The sequence below is a fragment of the Mycobacterium sp. genome (genome assembly GCF_035633495.1).
In the GTDB taxonomy this organism is placed as follows: Bacteria; Actinomycetota; Actinomycetes; order Mycobacteriales; family Mycobacteriaceae; genus Mycobacterium.
The window spans coordinates 38,296-54,638 of sequence record NZ_DASQEU010000079.1; the positions used below are offsets into that span (position 1 = coordinate 38,296).

Annotated in this window: 8 protein-coding genes; 5 read left to right on the forward strand and 3 right to left on the reverse strand. The window is 68.3% G+C overall.

Features of this window, described 5'->3' with window-relative positions:
• Nucleotides 1-27: 27 nt before the first annotated feature.
• Both pks13 and VET27_RS12720 read left to right on the forward strand, forming a co-directional pair.
• Nucleotides 28-5,403: a polyketide synthase Pks13 gene (gene pks13 / locus VET27_RS12715; protein ID WP_526518566.1), complete on the forward strand. Its 5,376-nt coding sequence runs from the start codon at nt 28-30 to the stop codon at nt 5,401-5,403.
• Nucleotides 5,400-6,974 (forward strand): acyl-CoA carboxylase subunit beta, encoded by a 1,575-nt coding sequence (locus VET27_RS12720; RefSeq protein ID WP_526518569.1) that lies wholly within the window; start codon nt 5,400-5,402, stop codon nt 6,972-6,974. The genes pks13 and VET27_RS12720 overlap by 4 nt, the downstream gene beginning before the upstream one ends.
• Nucleotides 6,975-7,063: 89 nt before the next feature.
• On the opposite strand, the gene VET27_RS12725 is transcribed toward VET27_RS12720, so the two are convergent.
• The gene (locus VET27_RS12725; protein WP_526518571.1) at nt 7,064-7,942 is read right to left on the reverse strand and encodes an MBL fold metallo-hydrolase; all 879 of its coding nucleotides are present in this window, start codon (nt 7,940-7,942) and stop codon (nt 7,064-7,066) included.
• A gap of 22 nt (nt 7,943-7,964) precedes the next feature.
• Here VET27_RS12725 and VET27_RS12730 point away from each other — a divergent pair, with 22 nt between their 5' ends.
• Genes VET27_RS12730 through VET27_RS12740 form a run of 3 tightly spaced genes read left to right on the forward strand, consistent with a single transcriptional unit; the run spans nt 7,965 to nt 9,838 of the window.
• Entirely contained in the window at nt 7,965-8,375 is a 411-nt protein-coding gene (locus VET27_RS12730) for a hypothetical protein (RefSeq protein ID WP_526518573.1), read from the forward strand.
• The gene (locus VET27_RS12735; protein WP_526518575.1) at nt 8,372-8,821 is read left to right on the forward strand and encodes an RDD family protein; all 450 of its coding nucleotides are present in this window, start codon (nt 8,372-8,374) and stop codon (nt 8,819-8,821) included. Before VET27_RS12730 ends, VET27_RS12735 begins: the two co-directional genes overlap by 4 nt.
• A gap of 15 nt (nt 8,822-8,836) precedes the next feature.
• The gene (locus VET27_RS12740) at nt 8,837-9,838 is read left to right on the forward strand and encodes a DUF4331 family protein (protein WP_526518577.1); all 1,002 of its coding nucleotides are present in this window, start codon (nt 8,837-8,839) and stop codon (nt 9,836-9,838) included.
• An 18-nt stretch (nt 9,839-9,856) separates the two neighbouring features.
• Here the strand turns inward: VET27_RS12740 and VET27_RS12745 are convergent, their stop codons facing one another.
• Nucleotides 9,857-12,997 (reverse strand): arabinosyltransferase domain-containing protein, encoded by a 3,141-nt coding sequence (locus VET27_RS12745; protein ID WP_526518635.1) that lies wholly within the window; start codon nt 12,995-12,997, stop codon nt 9,857-9,859.
• Between the two features lie 29 nt (nt 12,998-13,026).
• The gene (locus tag VET27_RS12750; protein WP_526518579.1) at nt 13,027-16,305 is read right to left on the reverse strand and encodes an arabinosyltransferase domain-containing protein; all 3,279 of its coding nucleotides are present in this window, start codon (nt 16,303-16,305) and stop codon (nt 13,027-13,029) included.
• Nucleotides 16,306-16,343 lie beyond the last annotated feature (38 nt).

The window sequence follows — 16,343 nt, forward strand, 5'->3', positions numbered from 1 at the left end:
GCACGGCGGCGGAAGAGCAAAGTGAACATGCCTGACACCGAAGACAATTCGCAGCCCACCCCCGAGGACCGGCCGGCCCGCACCGACAAGACCGTCGCCGAACTGCGGGAGTACCTGCGCAACTGGATTGCCGACGCCACCGGGCAGGCCGCCGACTCCATCGACGAGTCCGCTCCCATGGTCGAGCTGGGCCTCTCGTCGCGTGACGCCGTCGCGATGGCGAGCGACATCGAGGACCTCACTGGTGTCACGCTGACGGCTATCGTCGCGTTCCGGCATCCCACCATCGAGTCGCTGGCGACGGTGATCGTCGAGGGCGAGCCCGAGGACAACGAGGTCGACACCGGCGACGAGGACTGGTCGCGCACCCGCGAGGTCGACGACATCGCGATCGTGGGCATCGGCACCCGGTTCCCCGGCGACCTGAACACCCCCGACGAGATGTGGCAGGCGCTGCTCGAGGGACGCGACGCCATCACCGACCTGCCCGAGGGCCGGTGGGAGGAGTTCCTCGGCGAGCCGCGGATCGCCGAGCGGGTCGCCAAGGCGCGCACCCGCGGCGGCTACCTGACGGACATCAAGGGCTTCGACGCCGAGTTCTTCGCACTGTCGAAGATGGAGGCCGACAACGTCGATCCGCAGCAGCGGATGGCCCTGGAGCTCACCTGGGAAGCGTTGGAGAACGCCAGGATTCCCGCGTCGAGCCTGCGCGGCGGCAGCGTCGGCGTGTACGTCGGCAGCTCCACGAACGACTACAGCATGCTCAGTGTGTCGGACCCCGCGGTCGCGCACCCCTACGCGATCACCGGCACCGCGAGTTCGATCATCGCCAACCGGGTTTCGTACTTCTACGACTTCCGCGGTCCGTCGATGGCGATCGACACGGCCTGCTCGTCGTCATTGGTGGCCGTGCACGAGGGTGTCAAGGCGCTGCGCGCGGGGGACGTCGACGTGGTGCTCGCCGGCGGAGTGAACGCGCTCATCACCCCGATGGTCACGGTCGGCTTCGACGAGGTCGGTGGGGTGCTGGCACCCGACGGCCGGATCAAGTCGTTCTCGCAGGACGCCGACGGCTACGCCCGCTCCGAGGGCGGCGGCATGCTGGTGCTCAAGCGCGTGGCCGACGCCCGCCGCGACGGTGACGAGATCATCGCCGTGATCGCGGGCAGCGCGGTCAACCACGACGGGCGGTCCAACGGACTGCTCGCGCCGAACCCGGACGCCCAGGCCGAGGTGCTGCGCAAGGCCTACAAGGATGCGGGCATCGACCCGCGCAGCGTCGACTACGTGGAAGCCCACGGCACCGGCACCATCCTCGGTGACCCGATCGAGGCCGACGCGCTCGGTCGCGTCGTCGGCAAGGGTCGCGCCGCCGACAAGCCCGCCTTGCTCGGCGCGGTGAAGTCCAATGTGGGACACCTGGAGTCGGCCGCGGGTGCGGCCAGTCTGGCCAAGGTCGCGCTCTCGCTGAAGAACGACAAGCTGCCCCCGTCGATCAACTACACCGGGCCCAACCCGTACATCGACTTCGAGAAGATCCACATCAAGGTCAACGACACCGTGACCGACTGGCCGCGCTACAGCGGCCACGCAATCGCCGGAGTGTCGGGGTTCGGCTTCGGTGGCGCCAACGCCCACCTGGTGGTGCGCGAAGTCCTTCCCAGTGATCTCGTCGAGCCGGAACCCGCCCCCGAGTCCGAGCCCGTGAAGTCCGCCGCGTCCGAAGCCGTGTACGTCGGCGGCGTGCGGATGGACGAGTACGGCGAGTTCGTCGACGATGACGATGACGACGACGAGTACGGCGTGCCGAGTGCTTCGTCCGACGACGCCGAGCCCGAGCTGCCCGGCCTGACCGACGAGGCGCTGCGCCTGCTCGAGGTCGCCCGCGAGGAATTGGACTCTGCGGAGTCGGCCGAACCCACCAAACCACTTGTCCCGCTTGCGGTTTCGGGCTTCCTGACCTCGCGCAAGCGCGCCACGGCCGCCGAGCTGGCCGAGTGGATCGACGGTCCGGAGGGTCGGGCGTCGTCGCTCGAGGCGATCGGCCGGTCGTTGAGCAGGCGCAACCACGGCCGGTCCCGCGCCGTGGTGCTCGCCCACGATCACGACGAGGCGGTCAAGGGCCTCCGCGCGTTGGCCGATGGCAAGCAGACCCCGCTGGTGCTGGCCGCGGACGGCCCCGTCGCAGGAGGACCGGTGTGGGTGCTGGCCGGCTTCGGTGCGCAGCACCGGAAGATGGGCAAGAGCCTGTACCTGCGCGACGAGATCTTCGCCGAGTGGATCAACAAGGTCGACGCCCTGGTGCAGGACGAGCTCGGGTACTCCGTCGTCGAGCTGATCCTCGACGACTCCCAGGACTACGGCATCGAAACCACCCAGACAGTGATCTTCGCGATCCAGGTCGCGCTCGGTGAGCTGCTGAAGGCGCACGGTGCGAAACCCGCTGCGCTCGTTGGGCAGTCGCTCGGCGAGGCGGCGGCGGCCTACTTCTCCGGCGGCCTGTCGCTCGTCGACGCCACCCGCACCATCTGCTCGCGTGCCCACCTGATGGGTGAGGGCGAGTCCATGCTGTTCGGCGAGTACATCCGCCTGATGGCGCTCGTCGAGTACTCCGCCGACGAGATCAGAGGAGTGTTCTCCGACTACCCCGACCTCGAGGTCTGCGTGTACGCGGCGCCGACGCAGACGGTCATCGGTGGTCCACCCGAGCAGGTCGACGCGATCATCGCCAGGGCGGAATCCGAGGGCAAGTTCGCCCGCAAGTTCCAGACGAAGGGCGCCAGCCACACCCAGCAGATGGATCCGCTGCTCGGCGAGCTCGCGGCCGAGTTGCAGGGCATCGAGGCGCTGCCGTTGCAGACCCCGTACTTCTCCACCGTCCACGAGGGTGGCTTCATCCGCGCGGGTAGCGAGCCGATCCACGGCGTCGACTACTGGAAGAAGGGGTTGCGCCACAGCGTGTACTTCACGCACGGCATCCGCAACGCGGTCGACAACGGCCACACGACGTTCCTGGAGTTGGCGCCGAATCCCGTGGCGCTCATGCAGGTTGGGCTCACGACGGCATCGGCGGGACTCCACGACGCGCAGCTGATCGCGACGCTGGCGCGCAAGCAGGACGAGGTCGACTCGATGGCCACGGCCATGGCGCAGCTGTTCGTGCACGGCCACGATCTGGACTTCCGCACGCTGTTCTCCCGCGCGTCGGACGCGTCCGACTACGCCGACATTCCGCCGACCAAGTTCCGGCGCAAGCCGCACTGGCTCGACGTCCGGTTCTCGGCTGACGGCTCCACCATTCTGCCGGGCACGCACGTCGCGATGCCCGACGGCCGCCACGTCTGGGAGTACGCCCCTCGCGGTGCGACCGACCTGGCTGCGTTGGTGAAAGCCGCAGCGGCAGTGGTCCTTCCGGATGCCAAGCTGACGGCCTACGAGCAGCGCGCCGTGCCGGCCGACGATGCCCGGCTGGTGACGACGCTGACGCGGCACCCCGGTGGTGCGACGGTTCAGGTGCACGCGCGCATCGACGAGTCGTTCACCCTGGTGTACGACGCCATCGTGACGCGCGCCGGTCAGGCGACTGCGCTGCCCACCGCGGTCGGCGCCGGTGCTGCCCTCGCGGCGTCCCCGGTGAGCGCCGAGGCGGTGCCCGTCGCGCAGGTGATCGACGAGTCCGATGATGACGCCGCGATCCTGAGTGACAACCTGACCATAGGCGCGAATCTCGGTGCGGCCTTTGCGAAGTGGTCACCCGAGTCCGGCGAGCCCATCGCCCAGCGTTTGGGCACGATCGTCGGCAGCGCCATGGGCTACGAGCCCGAGGACCTGCCGTGGGAGGTGCCGCTCATCGAACTGGGCCTCGACTCGCTGATGGCCGTCCGCATCAAGAACCGCGTCGAATACGACTTCGACCTGCCGCCGATTCAGTTGACCGCGGTGCGCGACGCCAACCTGTACGCCGTCGAGAAGCTGATCGAGTACGCGATCGAGCACCGGGACGAGGTTCAGGAACTAGCGGACGTCCAGAAGACGCAGACCGACGAGGAGATCGCCGCGGCCCAGGCCGAGCTGATGGGCGGGGCGACGACGGTGGCCGAGCTCGAGGAGATGCTCGCCAAGAAGGCGGCCGAGGCGGATGCGCCTGCCGAGAGCGTTCCCCCGCCGCCACCGCCGCCGCCCACCAACCCTGCCGGGCCCGCGGCTGAGACGAAGACGCCGAACCTGGCCGGCGCCGCGCAGGTGCTCAACCAGCAGGCCCTCGCCGACGCGCTGAACTCCGACGTGCCGCCGCGTGATGCCGCCGAGCGGGTCACCTTCGCCACCTGGGCGATCGTCACCGGCAAGTCTCCCGGCGGCATCTTCAACCCGCTGCTGTCACTGTCCGACGACGAGGCGCAGAATATGGCGCAGCGTCTGACCGAGCGCGCCGAGGGCACCATCACGGCCGAGGACGTCAAGAAGGCGCAGACCATCGAGGAGCTCGCGACCACGGTGCGGGAGTTCCTCGAAACAGGCGAGCTCGACGGCTTCGTACGGACGATCCGCAAGGCGGAGTCCGACGAAGAGGTGCCCGTCTACGTGTTCCACGCCGCGGGTGGCTCGACGGTGGTCTACGAACCCCTGCTCAAGCGATTGCCCGCCAGCACGCCGATGTACGGGTTGGAGCGCGTCGAGGGCACCATCCAGGAGCGCGCCGCGCAGTACGTGCCGAAGCTGCTCGAGCTCAACGGCTGGACGAGCGGAGCGACGGGAGAAGGGGCACGGAAGCCGTTCGTCCTGACCGGTTGGTCGCTGGGTGGCGTGCTGGCGTACGCCTGTGCCATCGGGCTCAAGCAGGCAGGCGCCGACGTGCAGTTCGTCGGGCTCATCGACACGGTCCGTGCGGGCGAGGAGGTTCCGCAGACCAAGGAGGAGACCCGCAAGCGCTGGGACCGGTACGCGGAGTTCGCGCAGAAGACGTTCAACGTCGAGATCCCCGAGATCCCGTACGAGGAGCTGGAGGGGCTCGACGACGCGGGCCAGGTGCAGTTCGTGCTGGACGCGGTGAGGGACGCGGGCGTGCAGATCCCCGGCGGGATCGTCGAGCATCAGCGCACGTCGTATCTGGACAACCGTGCCATCGACACCGCGGTGATCGAGCCGTACGACGGTCACGTCACCCTCTACATGGCCGACCGCTACCACGACGACGCGATCAAGTTCGAGCCGCGCTACGCCGTCCGCCAGCCCGACGGTGGCTGGAGTGAATTCGTGTCCGACCTCGAGGTGGTGGCCATCGGGGGCGAGCACATCCAGGCGATCGACGAGCCGTACATTGCGAAGGTCGGCGCGCACATGAGCGAGGCGATCAACCGCATCGAAGCCGACGTGCTGGCCCAGAAGGAGAAGCAGGCGACGTGACTGAAGAGGCCCTCGCACCGACCCGTGCCCACACGACCGCCGAGAAGCTGGCCGAACTTCGCGAGAAGCTGGAGCTGGCCAAGGAGCCCGGTGGAGACAAGGCCGTCGCCAAGCGTGACAAGAAGGGCCTTCCGAGCGCCCGCGCACGCATCTACGATCTGATCGACCCCGGCAGCTTCTTCGAAATCGGCGCGCTGGCGAAGACGCCGGGTGATCCGACCGCGATCTTCGGCGACGGCGTGGTCACCGGCCACGCCACGATCAACGGTCGGCCCGTCGGCGTGTTCAGCCATGACCAGACGGTGTTTCAGGGGACCGTCGGAGAGATGTTCGGCCGCAAGGTCGCCCGCTTGATGGAGTGGGTCGCCATGGTCGGCTGCCCGATCATCGGCATCAACGACTCGGGCGGCGCCCGCATCCAGGACGCCGCAACGTCATTGGCGTGGTACGCCGAGCTGGGCCGTCGTCACGAGCTGTTGTCGGGTCTGGTGCCGCAGATCTCGATCATCCTCGGCAAGTGCGCTGGCGGCGCGGTCTATTCGCCGATCCAGACCGACCTCGTCGTCGCGGTCCGCGATCAGGGCTACATGTTCGTCACCGGGCCCGACGTCATCAAGGACGTCACCGGTGAGGACGTGTCACTCGACGAACTCGGCGGTGCCGACTACCAGGCCAAGTACGGCAACATCCACCAGGTCGTCGAGGACGAGAAGGCGGCCTTCCAGTACGTCCGCGACTACCTGACCTTCCTGCCGCCCAACACCTTCGACACGGCGCCGATCGTCAACCCCGGACTCGAACCCGAGGTCACCCCGCACGATCTTGAACTCGACGCGATCGTGCCGGACGCCGACAACATGGGTTACGACATGCACGAGATCCTGCTCCGGATCTTCGACGACGGCGACTTCTTCGACGTTGCCGCCCAGGCGGGCCAGGCGATCATCACCGGCTACGCCCGCGTCGACGGGCATACCGTCGGTGTGGTCGCCAACCAGCCGATGTACAACTCGGGTGCCATCGACAACGAGGAGTCGGACAAGGCCGCGCGCTTCGTGCGGTTCAACGACTCGTTCAACATCCCTCTGGTCTTCGTCGTCGACACCCCGGGGTTCATGGTCGGCGTCGAGCAGGAGCGCAACGGCATCATCAAGCGCGGCGGCCGGTTCCTGTACTCCGTCGTCGAGGCCGACGTGCCGAAGGTGACCATCACCGTGCGCAAGTCCTACGGCGGCGCGTACGCGGTGATGGGTTCCAAGCAGTTGACGGCCGACATGAACTTCGCGTGGCCGACCGCGCGCATCGCGGTGATCGGTGCCGACGGCGCGGCGCAGTTACTGGTGAAGCGGTTCCCCGATCCCACGGCGCCCGAGGTGCAGAAGATCAAGGCCGACTTCATCGAGGGCTACAACCTGAATCTGGCGATCCCGTACATCGCCGCCGAGCGGGGTTACATCGACGCGGTCATCGAGCCCCACCAGACCCGGTTGCACCTGCGCAGTGCCATGCGACTGTTGCGGGACAAGCAGATTCAGCGCGTGCAACGCAAGCACGGCCTGATCCCGATCTAGCCCCACCCCTCCTCCGCGAGCGTGCGTGTCTGCTCCGCGACACGCCGTTCGAAAGCCGACAACGCGCACGTTCGCTGAGCGATTCTGTCCTAGATCGACGCGAACTCCAGCCAGTCGTCGACCTCGAACCGGTCGCCGCGGGCCACCAGCGTCGCCCCGCCGTGTCCCGGGTAGTGCGCCGGAACGACCACGGCCCGTGAACGCGACGCCTCGGTGAACACCCGCCTCCGGGTCACCGCCGCGGCCGCCGAATCCACGTCGAACCCGCACGGGTCCCCAGGTCGCGGAATCTGGATGGGGCAGTGCGTCAGATCGCCGACGAAGACGGTGGGCTTGCCCGCGTCGAGCCACAACACCGACGACCCCGGGGTGTGTCCGGCAGCCGGGCGAAGTCGGAGCGACTCGCTGAGCTGAAGGTCGTCTGACCACAGCTCCATCTGATCCGCGATCGGAAACACGCTGTCGGCGAGCACGATTCGCGCCCCCTCCGACGCGCCGGGTCCGTCGGGAGCGAAGAAGCGGTAGTCGGCTTCGGGAATCAGATAGCGCGCGTTGGGGAACGTCGGCACCCATTCGCCGTCGACGAGTGTGGTGTTCCAGCCCACGTGGTCGGTGTGCAGATGCGTGTTGACGACGACGTCGACCTCGCCGGGGTCCACGCCCGCCCGACTCAGCGCGCCGAGGAAGTCGGTGCTCAGCCCCGAAAGCGTCGGAATGTGTGGGCGGTCACGGTCGTTGCCGACGCCCGTGTCGACCACGACGGTCAGCCCGTCGACGTCGATCACCCAGCTCTGCATGACGACCCGCCACCGGCCGGTGGCCGGGTCGTAGAACGTCGGGACGAGGAGGTCGGCGTTGTCCTGCCACGCCTCCGGCGGAGTCTCGGCGAACAGACCGGTGCCGACGTCGAACTCCCACTCGAGGACGCGGGTGACGGTCGCGTTGCCCAGCTTGATGCGGTCGGTCATGCGTCGACACTACGATGCGGAGGTGCCTGACCTGCTCAAGCTCCTCGAGGCGTTGCCCGTGGTGGGTGGCCCGCTGCGACGCGGCGTCGACTCCGGTGTCGAGCAGCTCCGAGCGATGGTGTCGGCGGTGGGCTCGCAGGTGGTGGGGCTCGTCCTCGACGAGATCGATCTGACCGCCCTGGTGCGCGAACGGGTGGACGTCGACGCGATCGCCGCCGAGATCGACATCGACGCGATCATCGCCCGTATCGACCTCATCGGGTTGGCCAACGAGATCATCGATGGCGTCGATCTGCCCGCGATCATCCGCGAATCGACGAACTCCGTGACCGCGGAGGTCATGACCGACGTCCGCACCCAGGGCCACCGCGCCGACGACGCGGTGGCCGGCTTCGTCGACCGCATGCTCGGACGCAATCAGGCGCCGAGTTGAGCCGTCAGTGGCACGACCCCGCGGACCTGGAGGTCGCCGGGATCGTCAGCAGGGGCGTGGCCGCCCTCATCGACCTGGTCGTGGCGGGCGCGATCGTCGGGATCCTCTACCTCGGGGTGGCCTTGACGCAACTGATGCTGCAGCCCTCGGCCTTCCGCTTTCCGGCGCCCAGCGTCTTCTTCTCGACGACGGTGATGTTCGCGGTTGCGGTGCTGTATCTGGCCGGTTGCTGGGTCACCTCCGGCTGCACGGCCGGCGCCGTGGTGATGGGACTGCGCGTGGTGGGTCGACAATCGAGTCGGGTGTCGCTGCTCGTGGCCGTGCTGCGTGCCGTCGCGTGTGTGGTCTTCCCGGTCGGGCTGGCACTCGTCGCCGTCGACAAGCAGCGCCGTTCGGTGCAGGACGTCGTGCTGCGCACCCGGGTGGTGTACGCGCGGCCCGTTTAGGAGTTTGATCATGACATGTCGAACCACTTCACCGGATTGAGTCTCGGGCCACCGCTGGGCGACCAGCGGCTGGACCTCTGCGACCTGTATGCCTTCCAGTCCCCGGCGGATCCCACCCGCACGGTGCTGATCCTGAACGCCAACCCGAACGCCGACGCGCTGCACCCCGACGCCATCTACCGCCTGGCGATCGACAACGACGGTGATCTGCGCAATGACATCGCGTTCAGCTACGTGTTCTCCACACCCGTGGACGGCCGCCAGACGGTCGACGTGTTCATGGCCGTCGGCGAGGAAGCCGAGGAACCGGAAGCCGTGGGCGAGAGGATCTTCGGCGGGGTCGACGTTTCGTTCGGACCGACGCCGACCATCGCGACGTCGGAGGAGTTCACGTTCTTCGCGGGCGCGCGCAGTGACGCGTTCTTCTTCGACTTCGACGGCATCAAGAAACTCTTCGACACCTCGGGCGGGCGGAACTTCACCGCCCTGCACGCGGCCGGTGACGCACCGTGGACGGGCGTTGACTCCAATACGACGGCGAACGTGTTCTCCATCGTGCTCGAGCTGCCGACCGCCTTCCTGGGAGCGGACCCCGGCATCAGGATCTGGGGCCGCTGCAGTCTGCGCCGCGACGGGGAACTGTTGCACGTCGACCGGGCTGGACATCCGTCGGTCAGCAGCTTCTTCAACACCGACGAGACCAAGGAGGAGTACAACGCCAGCGAGCCGATCGGTGACCGCGAGCGCTGGATCGGGCAGTTCATCCATCTGATGGGCCACACCGGCGGCTACTCGGACGAGGAGGCGGTCACGGCGATCGACGAGGAGGGCACGCTGCCGGACATGCTGACGTTCGACCCGTCGAAGCCCGCGAAGTACCCCAACGGCCGTGTGTTCACCGACGACGTGATCGACTACCGCCTAAGCTTCCTGTCCAAGGGTGACATTCCGCCGACCGGGCTGAGCCCGCACACTGACACCCTCGACGTCTTCCCCTATCTCGGTACGCCGCACTGACTTTCGGCGGAGGTAGCCCTAGGGCTCGATGCGGATCTTGCCCGGCGAGTACAGCCCGCTGCGTGTCGCCGTACCCAGGTCGATCTGCGCCTGCTGGGCATCGACGACGGTGTCGAACTTGCGCAGCGAGCCCCAGTCGCGGCCCCAGTCGTGTGACAGGTACGTGGCCATCACGTTCTGCCGCAGCAGCAGGTCGCTGATGCCGAGCAGGCCGCCGTTGACGCCGTCCTGCCAGGTGTCGGTGTCCTTGCGCTTGGCGTTGTAGTCGGGCGTGATGCGGAACTTCGGCACCTCGGTGACGCCGTTGGCGTGCAGCATCGGCTGCTGGCACGGGAAGGCGAGGCCGACGGCCCAGTCCATCAGCACCGGTTGCTCCGAGCCGACGTACTGCTGGACGGACTTCAGCTCGGGGACCCGCGGCGGGGTGACCGCGATCCACTCGCCTGGCGTCAGCGACAGGTCCTCGGCGACGATACGCACGGCCGTGGCGTCCGTCGGTATCTGCGAGCGGTCGAAACGCAGATTGCGCCACGAAGGGATCGGCCCGAGGTCGTAGGGCAAGACGCGGCCTGCCGCGACCGGTGCGCCGTCCGGTCCCGGTCGCGCGTACTCCAACTCGACGGACTGGCCCTCGGTGCGGCCGTTGAACACGCTGTTGCCGGTGACGCTGCCCGCGGCGGTGACGACGACCAGGGGATGGGCGTCGTCGGCAGCAGGCAGTTGGTACCACGCGGAGATCAGGCGGCTCTGCTGCTGGGCGGGGCCACTCAGGTAGCTGCCCGCCAGTGGCACGCGCTTGGGGTCCAGCCCGTAGGGCAGCGGGACGGTCGAGGAGTTGACCCCGGGTGTCATCAGCTTGACCGGCGCATCCCAGTCGTAGTCGTTGCCCGGTGTCGGCAGGTCGTTTCGAATCGCTTCGGCGACGATGTGTTCCGGCACGCCGTTGGCGGTGAACCCGACTGCGCCGACCCCGCCGAGTGGGCCGAGTGGCCCGTAATCACCCGGTAGTGGTGCCAGGAAGCCCGCATTGGTGTCCGGTTCGACGAGCACGTCGTCAGCCAGACCGCAGCCGCCGACCAGCGCCTCGAGGTTGGACGACGCGTTCGAGTAGGTCGGGTACTGCCGCACCACGCCCGCGAGCATCGACGCGACGAACACCACGACCATGAAGCCGGCGGTGATCGGGATCGGTGCTGCGGTCACGAGGCGCACCAGCTTGCTCTCGGTGCGGTCGCGCGCGAAGTGCAGCCAGAACGCCCACAGCGCGGCGACGCCGAACAGCGCGAAGAAGATGCTGCTGACGGTCACGCCGCCGATCTTCGGCAACGCGTTGTTGAACGGGACGCCGTAACTCGAGACGTACCACCAGCCGTTGGTGCTCGAGAAGGTCAGCGCGATTACGAAGAGCACGCCGGCGGTGAACGCCATCCGGTTGCGTGCCGAACGCAGCACCACCGGCGACACCAGCACGGTGGCGACCGCCGCCATCGCCGCGCCGACGGCGGCGAACAGCCCGAAGTGGTGAACCCACTTGGTCGGGGTGAACATCAGGAAGAACATGGTGCCGAAGATGATGCCGACGAGCCGCCACACGGGGCCGCGGGCGACGCCGGGAACTCGCCCGCGCCGCAACATGATGAACAGCGACGCGAACAGCGAGATCGCCGTGATGAGGAAGCCGAAGCGGCGCGACAGCGAGCCGTCGACGGTCGGCAGGATCAGGTAGTAGTAGCGCAGGTTCTCGGTGTACCACGCCTGGCTCGGGCCGATGGCCGTGCGAATCCTGGTGGCCTCCAACACCGTTGCCAACGTCTGGTCGGCGAACACGACGGTGAGGATGATGGCTCCGGCGGCCAGGAGTGGCAGCACGAGCGGCCAGATGCCGACGACGCGGTGCCTGCGCACCAGGATGCGCAGCAGTGGACGGCCGCCGGCCAGCAGCGCGGCGACCGCGATGAGGCCAGTCGGCTGGATGCCGAGCGTGAAGGCGGCGGAGACGATCGCCAGGGCGGCCGGCGTCAGCCGACCGGAGATGATCGCCCGCTCGATGAGCACGTAGGTGATGAGCGCACCGGTGGCGATCTGGCCCTCGGGTCGCAGTCCGTTGTTGAACGGCATCCACGCCGCCATCAGGACCAGGCCTGCGGCCCACATCGCGGAGCGACTCGACGACACGGCCGGGCCGAGCCGGGGCAGCACCTCGCGGGACAGCAGCAGCCAGCACACCAGTGCACAGATCAAGTCGGGCAACCGCATCCAGATGCTGGCATCGCTGACGTGGGTCATCAGGGCGAGCACGTTGTAGAACCAGCCGAACGGATCCTCGGGGCTGCCGAACCAGCGGAAGTAGTTGGACATGTAGCCCGCACGGTCGGCGACGCGGGCCATCTGCAGGATGTAGCCGTCGTCCGACGAGTTCGCGCCGATGACGTGCCAGAGTAGGAACCCGCCGACCACGACGACGTCCGTGGCCGTGAAGGTGCGCCAGCGCGACGGGATCACCCGCTGCATGCGCCTACCGTCGAGCTGGTCGAGCCGCCACAGGGCGACGAGCGCGATGACGGTGGCGATCATGGCCAGCAGCATCGCGCCGAGCTTCACCGCCGTGGGCTTGGTGGTGAAGCGGGTGTCGATCGTCACCGATAGCGAGAGTCCTTGCGGGGCAGGCCCGGTCAGGTCGGAGAAGACGCCGACGAAGTTCGGCCGCAGGTTGGGGTCGGCGAATCCGGTGCGCAGTTCCTTGCCGTCCGGACCGGTGAGACCGACGAACGTCGCGAACGTCCCGGACTCCGCCGAGACGATGTCGATGCGCTCACACCGGGGCGAAGCCACCTGGGCTCGCGGCACGCTGGCCACCACGACGTTGCGGTCGGTTATGTCGACGCGCGTGCTGGTGACGTTGACGAACAGCGCGTTGAGCGCCGCATCCTCGGTGTCGGCGGGCGCGGTCCCGAGCACCAGTCCGCCGGCGGGCGGCATCTGCCTGACGACGTCGCACGGCACGGTGGCCGACATGGTGACCGGCGTCAGCGTGATCAGCGGCGCGGTGACGTTGTCGACCTGCCCGGCCTGCGGCCAGTTCAGCGTCGCGGTGGTCTGCACGACCGGCAACAGGGGCGTCAGGACCGACAGCACGAAGCCGATGAGGCCGGCGATCATCGCCACCCACCGGGTGGTCCTCACTGTCGTCACGAGTCCGTCTCCAGTGGCAGGGCGCGGATTGGGCCGCGACGCGTCCAGCCCAGAACAGTCGCGGTGCCCTGGTCGACGGTGACGTCGGGAGCGGCCGCCGCGGACACTATCCGGTCGTAACGCTCGATCGAACCCCAGTCGCGGTACCAGTCCCCGCTCAGGTACGTCGGAATCGTGGACGTGCGCAGCAGCGCTTGGATGAAGAGGAAGGGCCCGCCGTCGTCCGCGGACTGCCATTGGTTGGACGAGGCGACGACCTGCTTGGCGTTGGGCAGGATTCGGTAGTCGGGGAGTTCGGCGATGCCGAGGTGTTGGGTTGCCGGACGTTGGCAGGGGAAGTTCGCGGCGGTGGCGATGTCCATGAGCACCGGTGTCGTCGTGCCGAGGTACTCACTTGCACTCTGCAGCACGGGGACGCGCGGTGCGGTGAACGCGAACCACTGGTCGGTGGACAGGTTCGGATCGTCGGCGACGATGCGGGCCACGTTGGCCTCCGGCGGGGCCGCGGTCAGCGGGAAGCGCAGGTTGCGCCACGCCCGCTGCGGAACCAACGGGTCGATAGGCTCCGCTAGAGCCAACGCACGGAAGCTGCCGTCCGGGTTGCGCACGCCCCATTGCAGTTTCAGTGACTGGCCGTAGGTGAACTCGCCCTCCTCGTCGGTGGACCAGATGGCGCCTGCGGCGGCGACGGTGACCAATGGCCGGTCCGGCGTGCGGGGTGGCAGTTCGTACCAGGCCGACCTGGCCTTGGCCGCTGCGGTGTTCTCGTCGTAGCTGCCCATCACCGGGGTGCGTGCGGGGTCGAGCCCGAACGGCAGGAACACCCGCGAGCCGTTGACGCCCTCGGGGCCGTAGCCACCACCGGTGCCCGCCGAGAAGCCGATGCCGACGTTCGGCTTGTCCGACGATCCCGGGGAGTTCACGGTTCCGGGGTTGGCGGTCACGGGCTCGGGTGGCAGAAGGCTGTCGCTGACGCCGTTGGGGGTGAACCCCTGCGGGTCCGTTCCGCCGAGCGGTCCGTCAGGTCCGAACTGCTGGCCCGAAACCGGTTGCAGGAGGCCGGCATTCGGGTCTGCTTCGACGAGAACGTCGTCGGCCATGGCGCAGCTGGTGGAACTGAGGCCGGACGTGATCGCGGCGAGGTTGGCGGTGGCGGTGGTGTAGTTGGGGTAGCGGGCAGCCGCGCCCTTCATCATCGAGCCGACCTCGAGGAGCACCATCAACGTCGCCATCACCAGCAGCGGGGTAGAGGCCAGCACGCGATTCCGGCGAGTGTTCTCGACCTCGGTGTGCCCCGTGTAGTCCATGCGGAAGTGCAGCCAGCCGGCCAGCAGGCCGGTCGCGATCGCCAGCACCAGGAACATCGACGTCACCGGCTGTCCGGCGATCACCGGCTGCTTGTCGAACCACGGCACGCCGTAGTTGCCGACGTAGAACCAGCCGTTGATGCCCGAGGTCGCCCACGCGAGGACGAACAGCAGCGCGGTGACGTAGAGCGCGAGGTTGCGTCGACTGTGCAGTCCGACGCGGGAGAACGTGAAGGCCGTGACCGCGCCGAGCGCGCCGCCGAGCCCGGCGAACGCGCCGAACTGCACGGCCCACTTGGTCGGCGTGAACGTCAGCAGGAGCAGCCCGATGGCCGTCGTTCCGATGAGGCGCCAGACCGAGGCGGTAACCATGCCGGGCAGGCTGCCGCGACGCATGATGACCGCCAACAGACCGAAGAGGCACAGCAGCAGGACCAGCACCGAGAAGCGTCGCGTGAGGGATCCGTCGACGCTGTCCTCGACGGTGAGGAAGTAGTAGCGGAGGAACTCCTGGTACCAGGAGATCGTCGGGCCGACGGTGTACTTGATCCGCGCGGACTCGGCGACGGTGGCCAGAGTCTGGTCGCGGAAGACGATGACGAAGACCATCGACAGCGACGCGGCAAAGGCGGTGAGGGGCGCAAGGAGTCCGACCCCGTTCTCGCCGGTGCTCCGGTCGCGAGTGATCCGGTAGATGGCCCGCGCGCCGACCAGCAGTGGCGCGATCGCGATCAGGCCCTGCGGGGCCAGTGTCACGCTGAACATCGCGACGATGATCGCGACGGCCGCGGGCCACAACCGGCGGGCGCCGATCGAGTACTCGACGAGCACCCACGTCGCGAGCACGCCGAAGGCGATCAGCGGTTCGGGCCGCAGGCCGTTGTTGAACGGCAGCCAACTGGCCAGGAACACCGCAGCCCCGGTCCAGACCGCGACGCGGTTGACCGCCAGCCGCCTGCCCAGCCGCGGGAGCACCCAGCGACTCAGCAGCACCCAGGTGGCCAAACCGGCGAGCAGCGCGGGCAGGCGCATCCAAACACCCGCGGTGCTGACGGCGGCGAAGTGCGCGAGCACCGACTGGTACCAGTCGAACGGCGCCTCCGAGGCCCCGAAGTACCGGTAGTAGTTGGCGACGTAGCCCGCGTCACCGGCCACGCGCGCGATGGTGAGGTTGTAGCCGTCATCCGACGAGATGGCGCCGACGACGTGCCACAGGAGCAGGGTGCCGACGACGGCGCCGTCGGCCAGCCAGGTCGCCAGCCCGACGCGCCAGAACCTGCGCCACGCGCCGGGTACCCGTCGGCCCACGCGCCGGTCCATGACGGCCAGCGCCACGATCGACGCAATGGTGGCCAGCACGCCGAGCACCATGAGCGCCGTCTTCAGGGCGGTGGGTGCGGTGACGAAGCGGGTATCGACGTCGATGCGGGCGGACAGCTCGGGTTGGACGGCGACCTTCAAATCGGTGAAGACACCCGCCACCTGAGGCTTCTTCTCCGGCGCCAACGTGCCGGTGGCTCCGGGGATGCCGACGAAGTCCGCGCCGACGCCGCCGACGTCGGCCCAGACGTGCAGCGAACTGCACGCACCGGTGTTGACGGCCCGGCGCGGGGCGACGGCGGCCACGGAGTCACGGAACGCGACGATGACGCTGTCGGCGGTGGCCCGCACGAACAGGCCGTTGCGACCGGCGTCGATGCCGCCGTCCGGGATGGTCGACAGGACGATGCCGCCCGCGGCGGGGAGCGTCGAGACCGCCTGGCAGGGGATGGTGGCGTCGAGCGCCAGCGGTGCGCCGGACACCAGCGGAGCCGTCACGTCGGTGATCAGCCCGTCGGGCCCCACTCCCTGAGGCCAAAGGATGGCGGCCGTCGTCTGTTTGACGGGCAGTAGCGGGGTGAGTGCGCAGAGGAGGAGTCCGATGACTCCCGCGATGATCGCGACGAGTCGAACGGTCCTGGCGGGCACGAGGCTCGATGCTATGCGACGACCTCGTGTGCGCTGCG

Excerpts from the sequence above, each read along its gene's own strand:
- pks13 (WP_526518566.1), top strand. The coding sequence starts at position 28 with ATGCCTGACACCGAAGACAATTCGCAGCCCACCCCCGAGGACCGGCCG.
- VET27_RS12725 (WP_526518571.1), bottom strand. The coding sequence starts at position 7,942 with ATGACCGACCGCATCAAGCTGGGCAACGCGACCGTCACCCGCGTCCTC.
- VET27_RS12740 (WP_526518577.1), top strand. The coding sequence starts at position 8,837 with ATGTCGAACCACTTCACCGGATTGAGTCTCGGGCCACCGCTGGGCGAC.
- VET27_RS12745 (WP_526518635.1), bottom strand. The coding sequence starts at position 12,997 with ATGATCGCCGGCCTCATCGGCTTCGTGCTGTCGGTCCTGACGCCCCTG.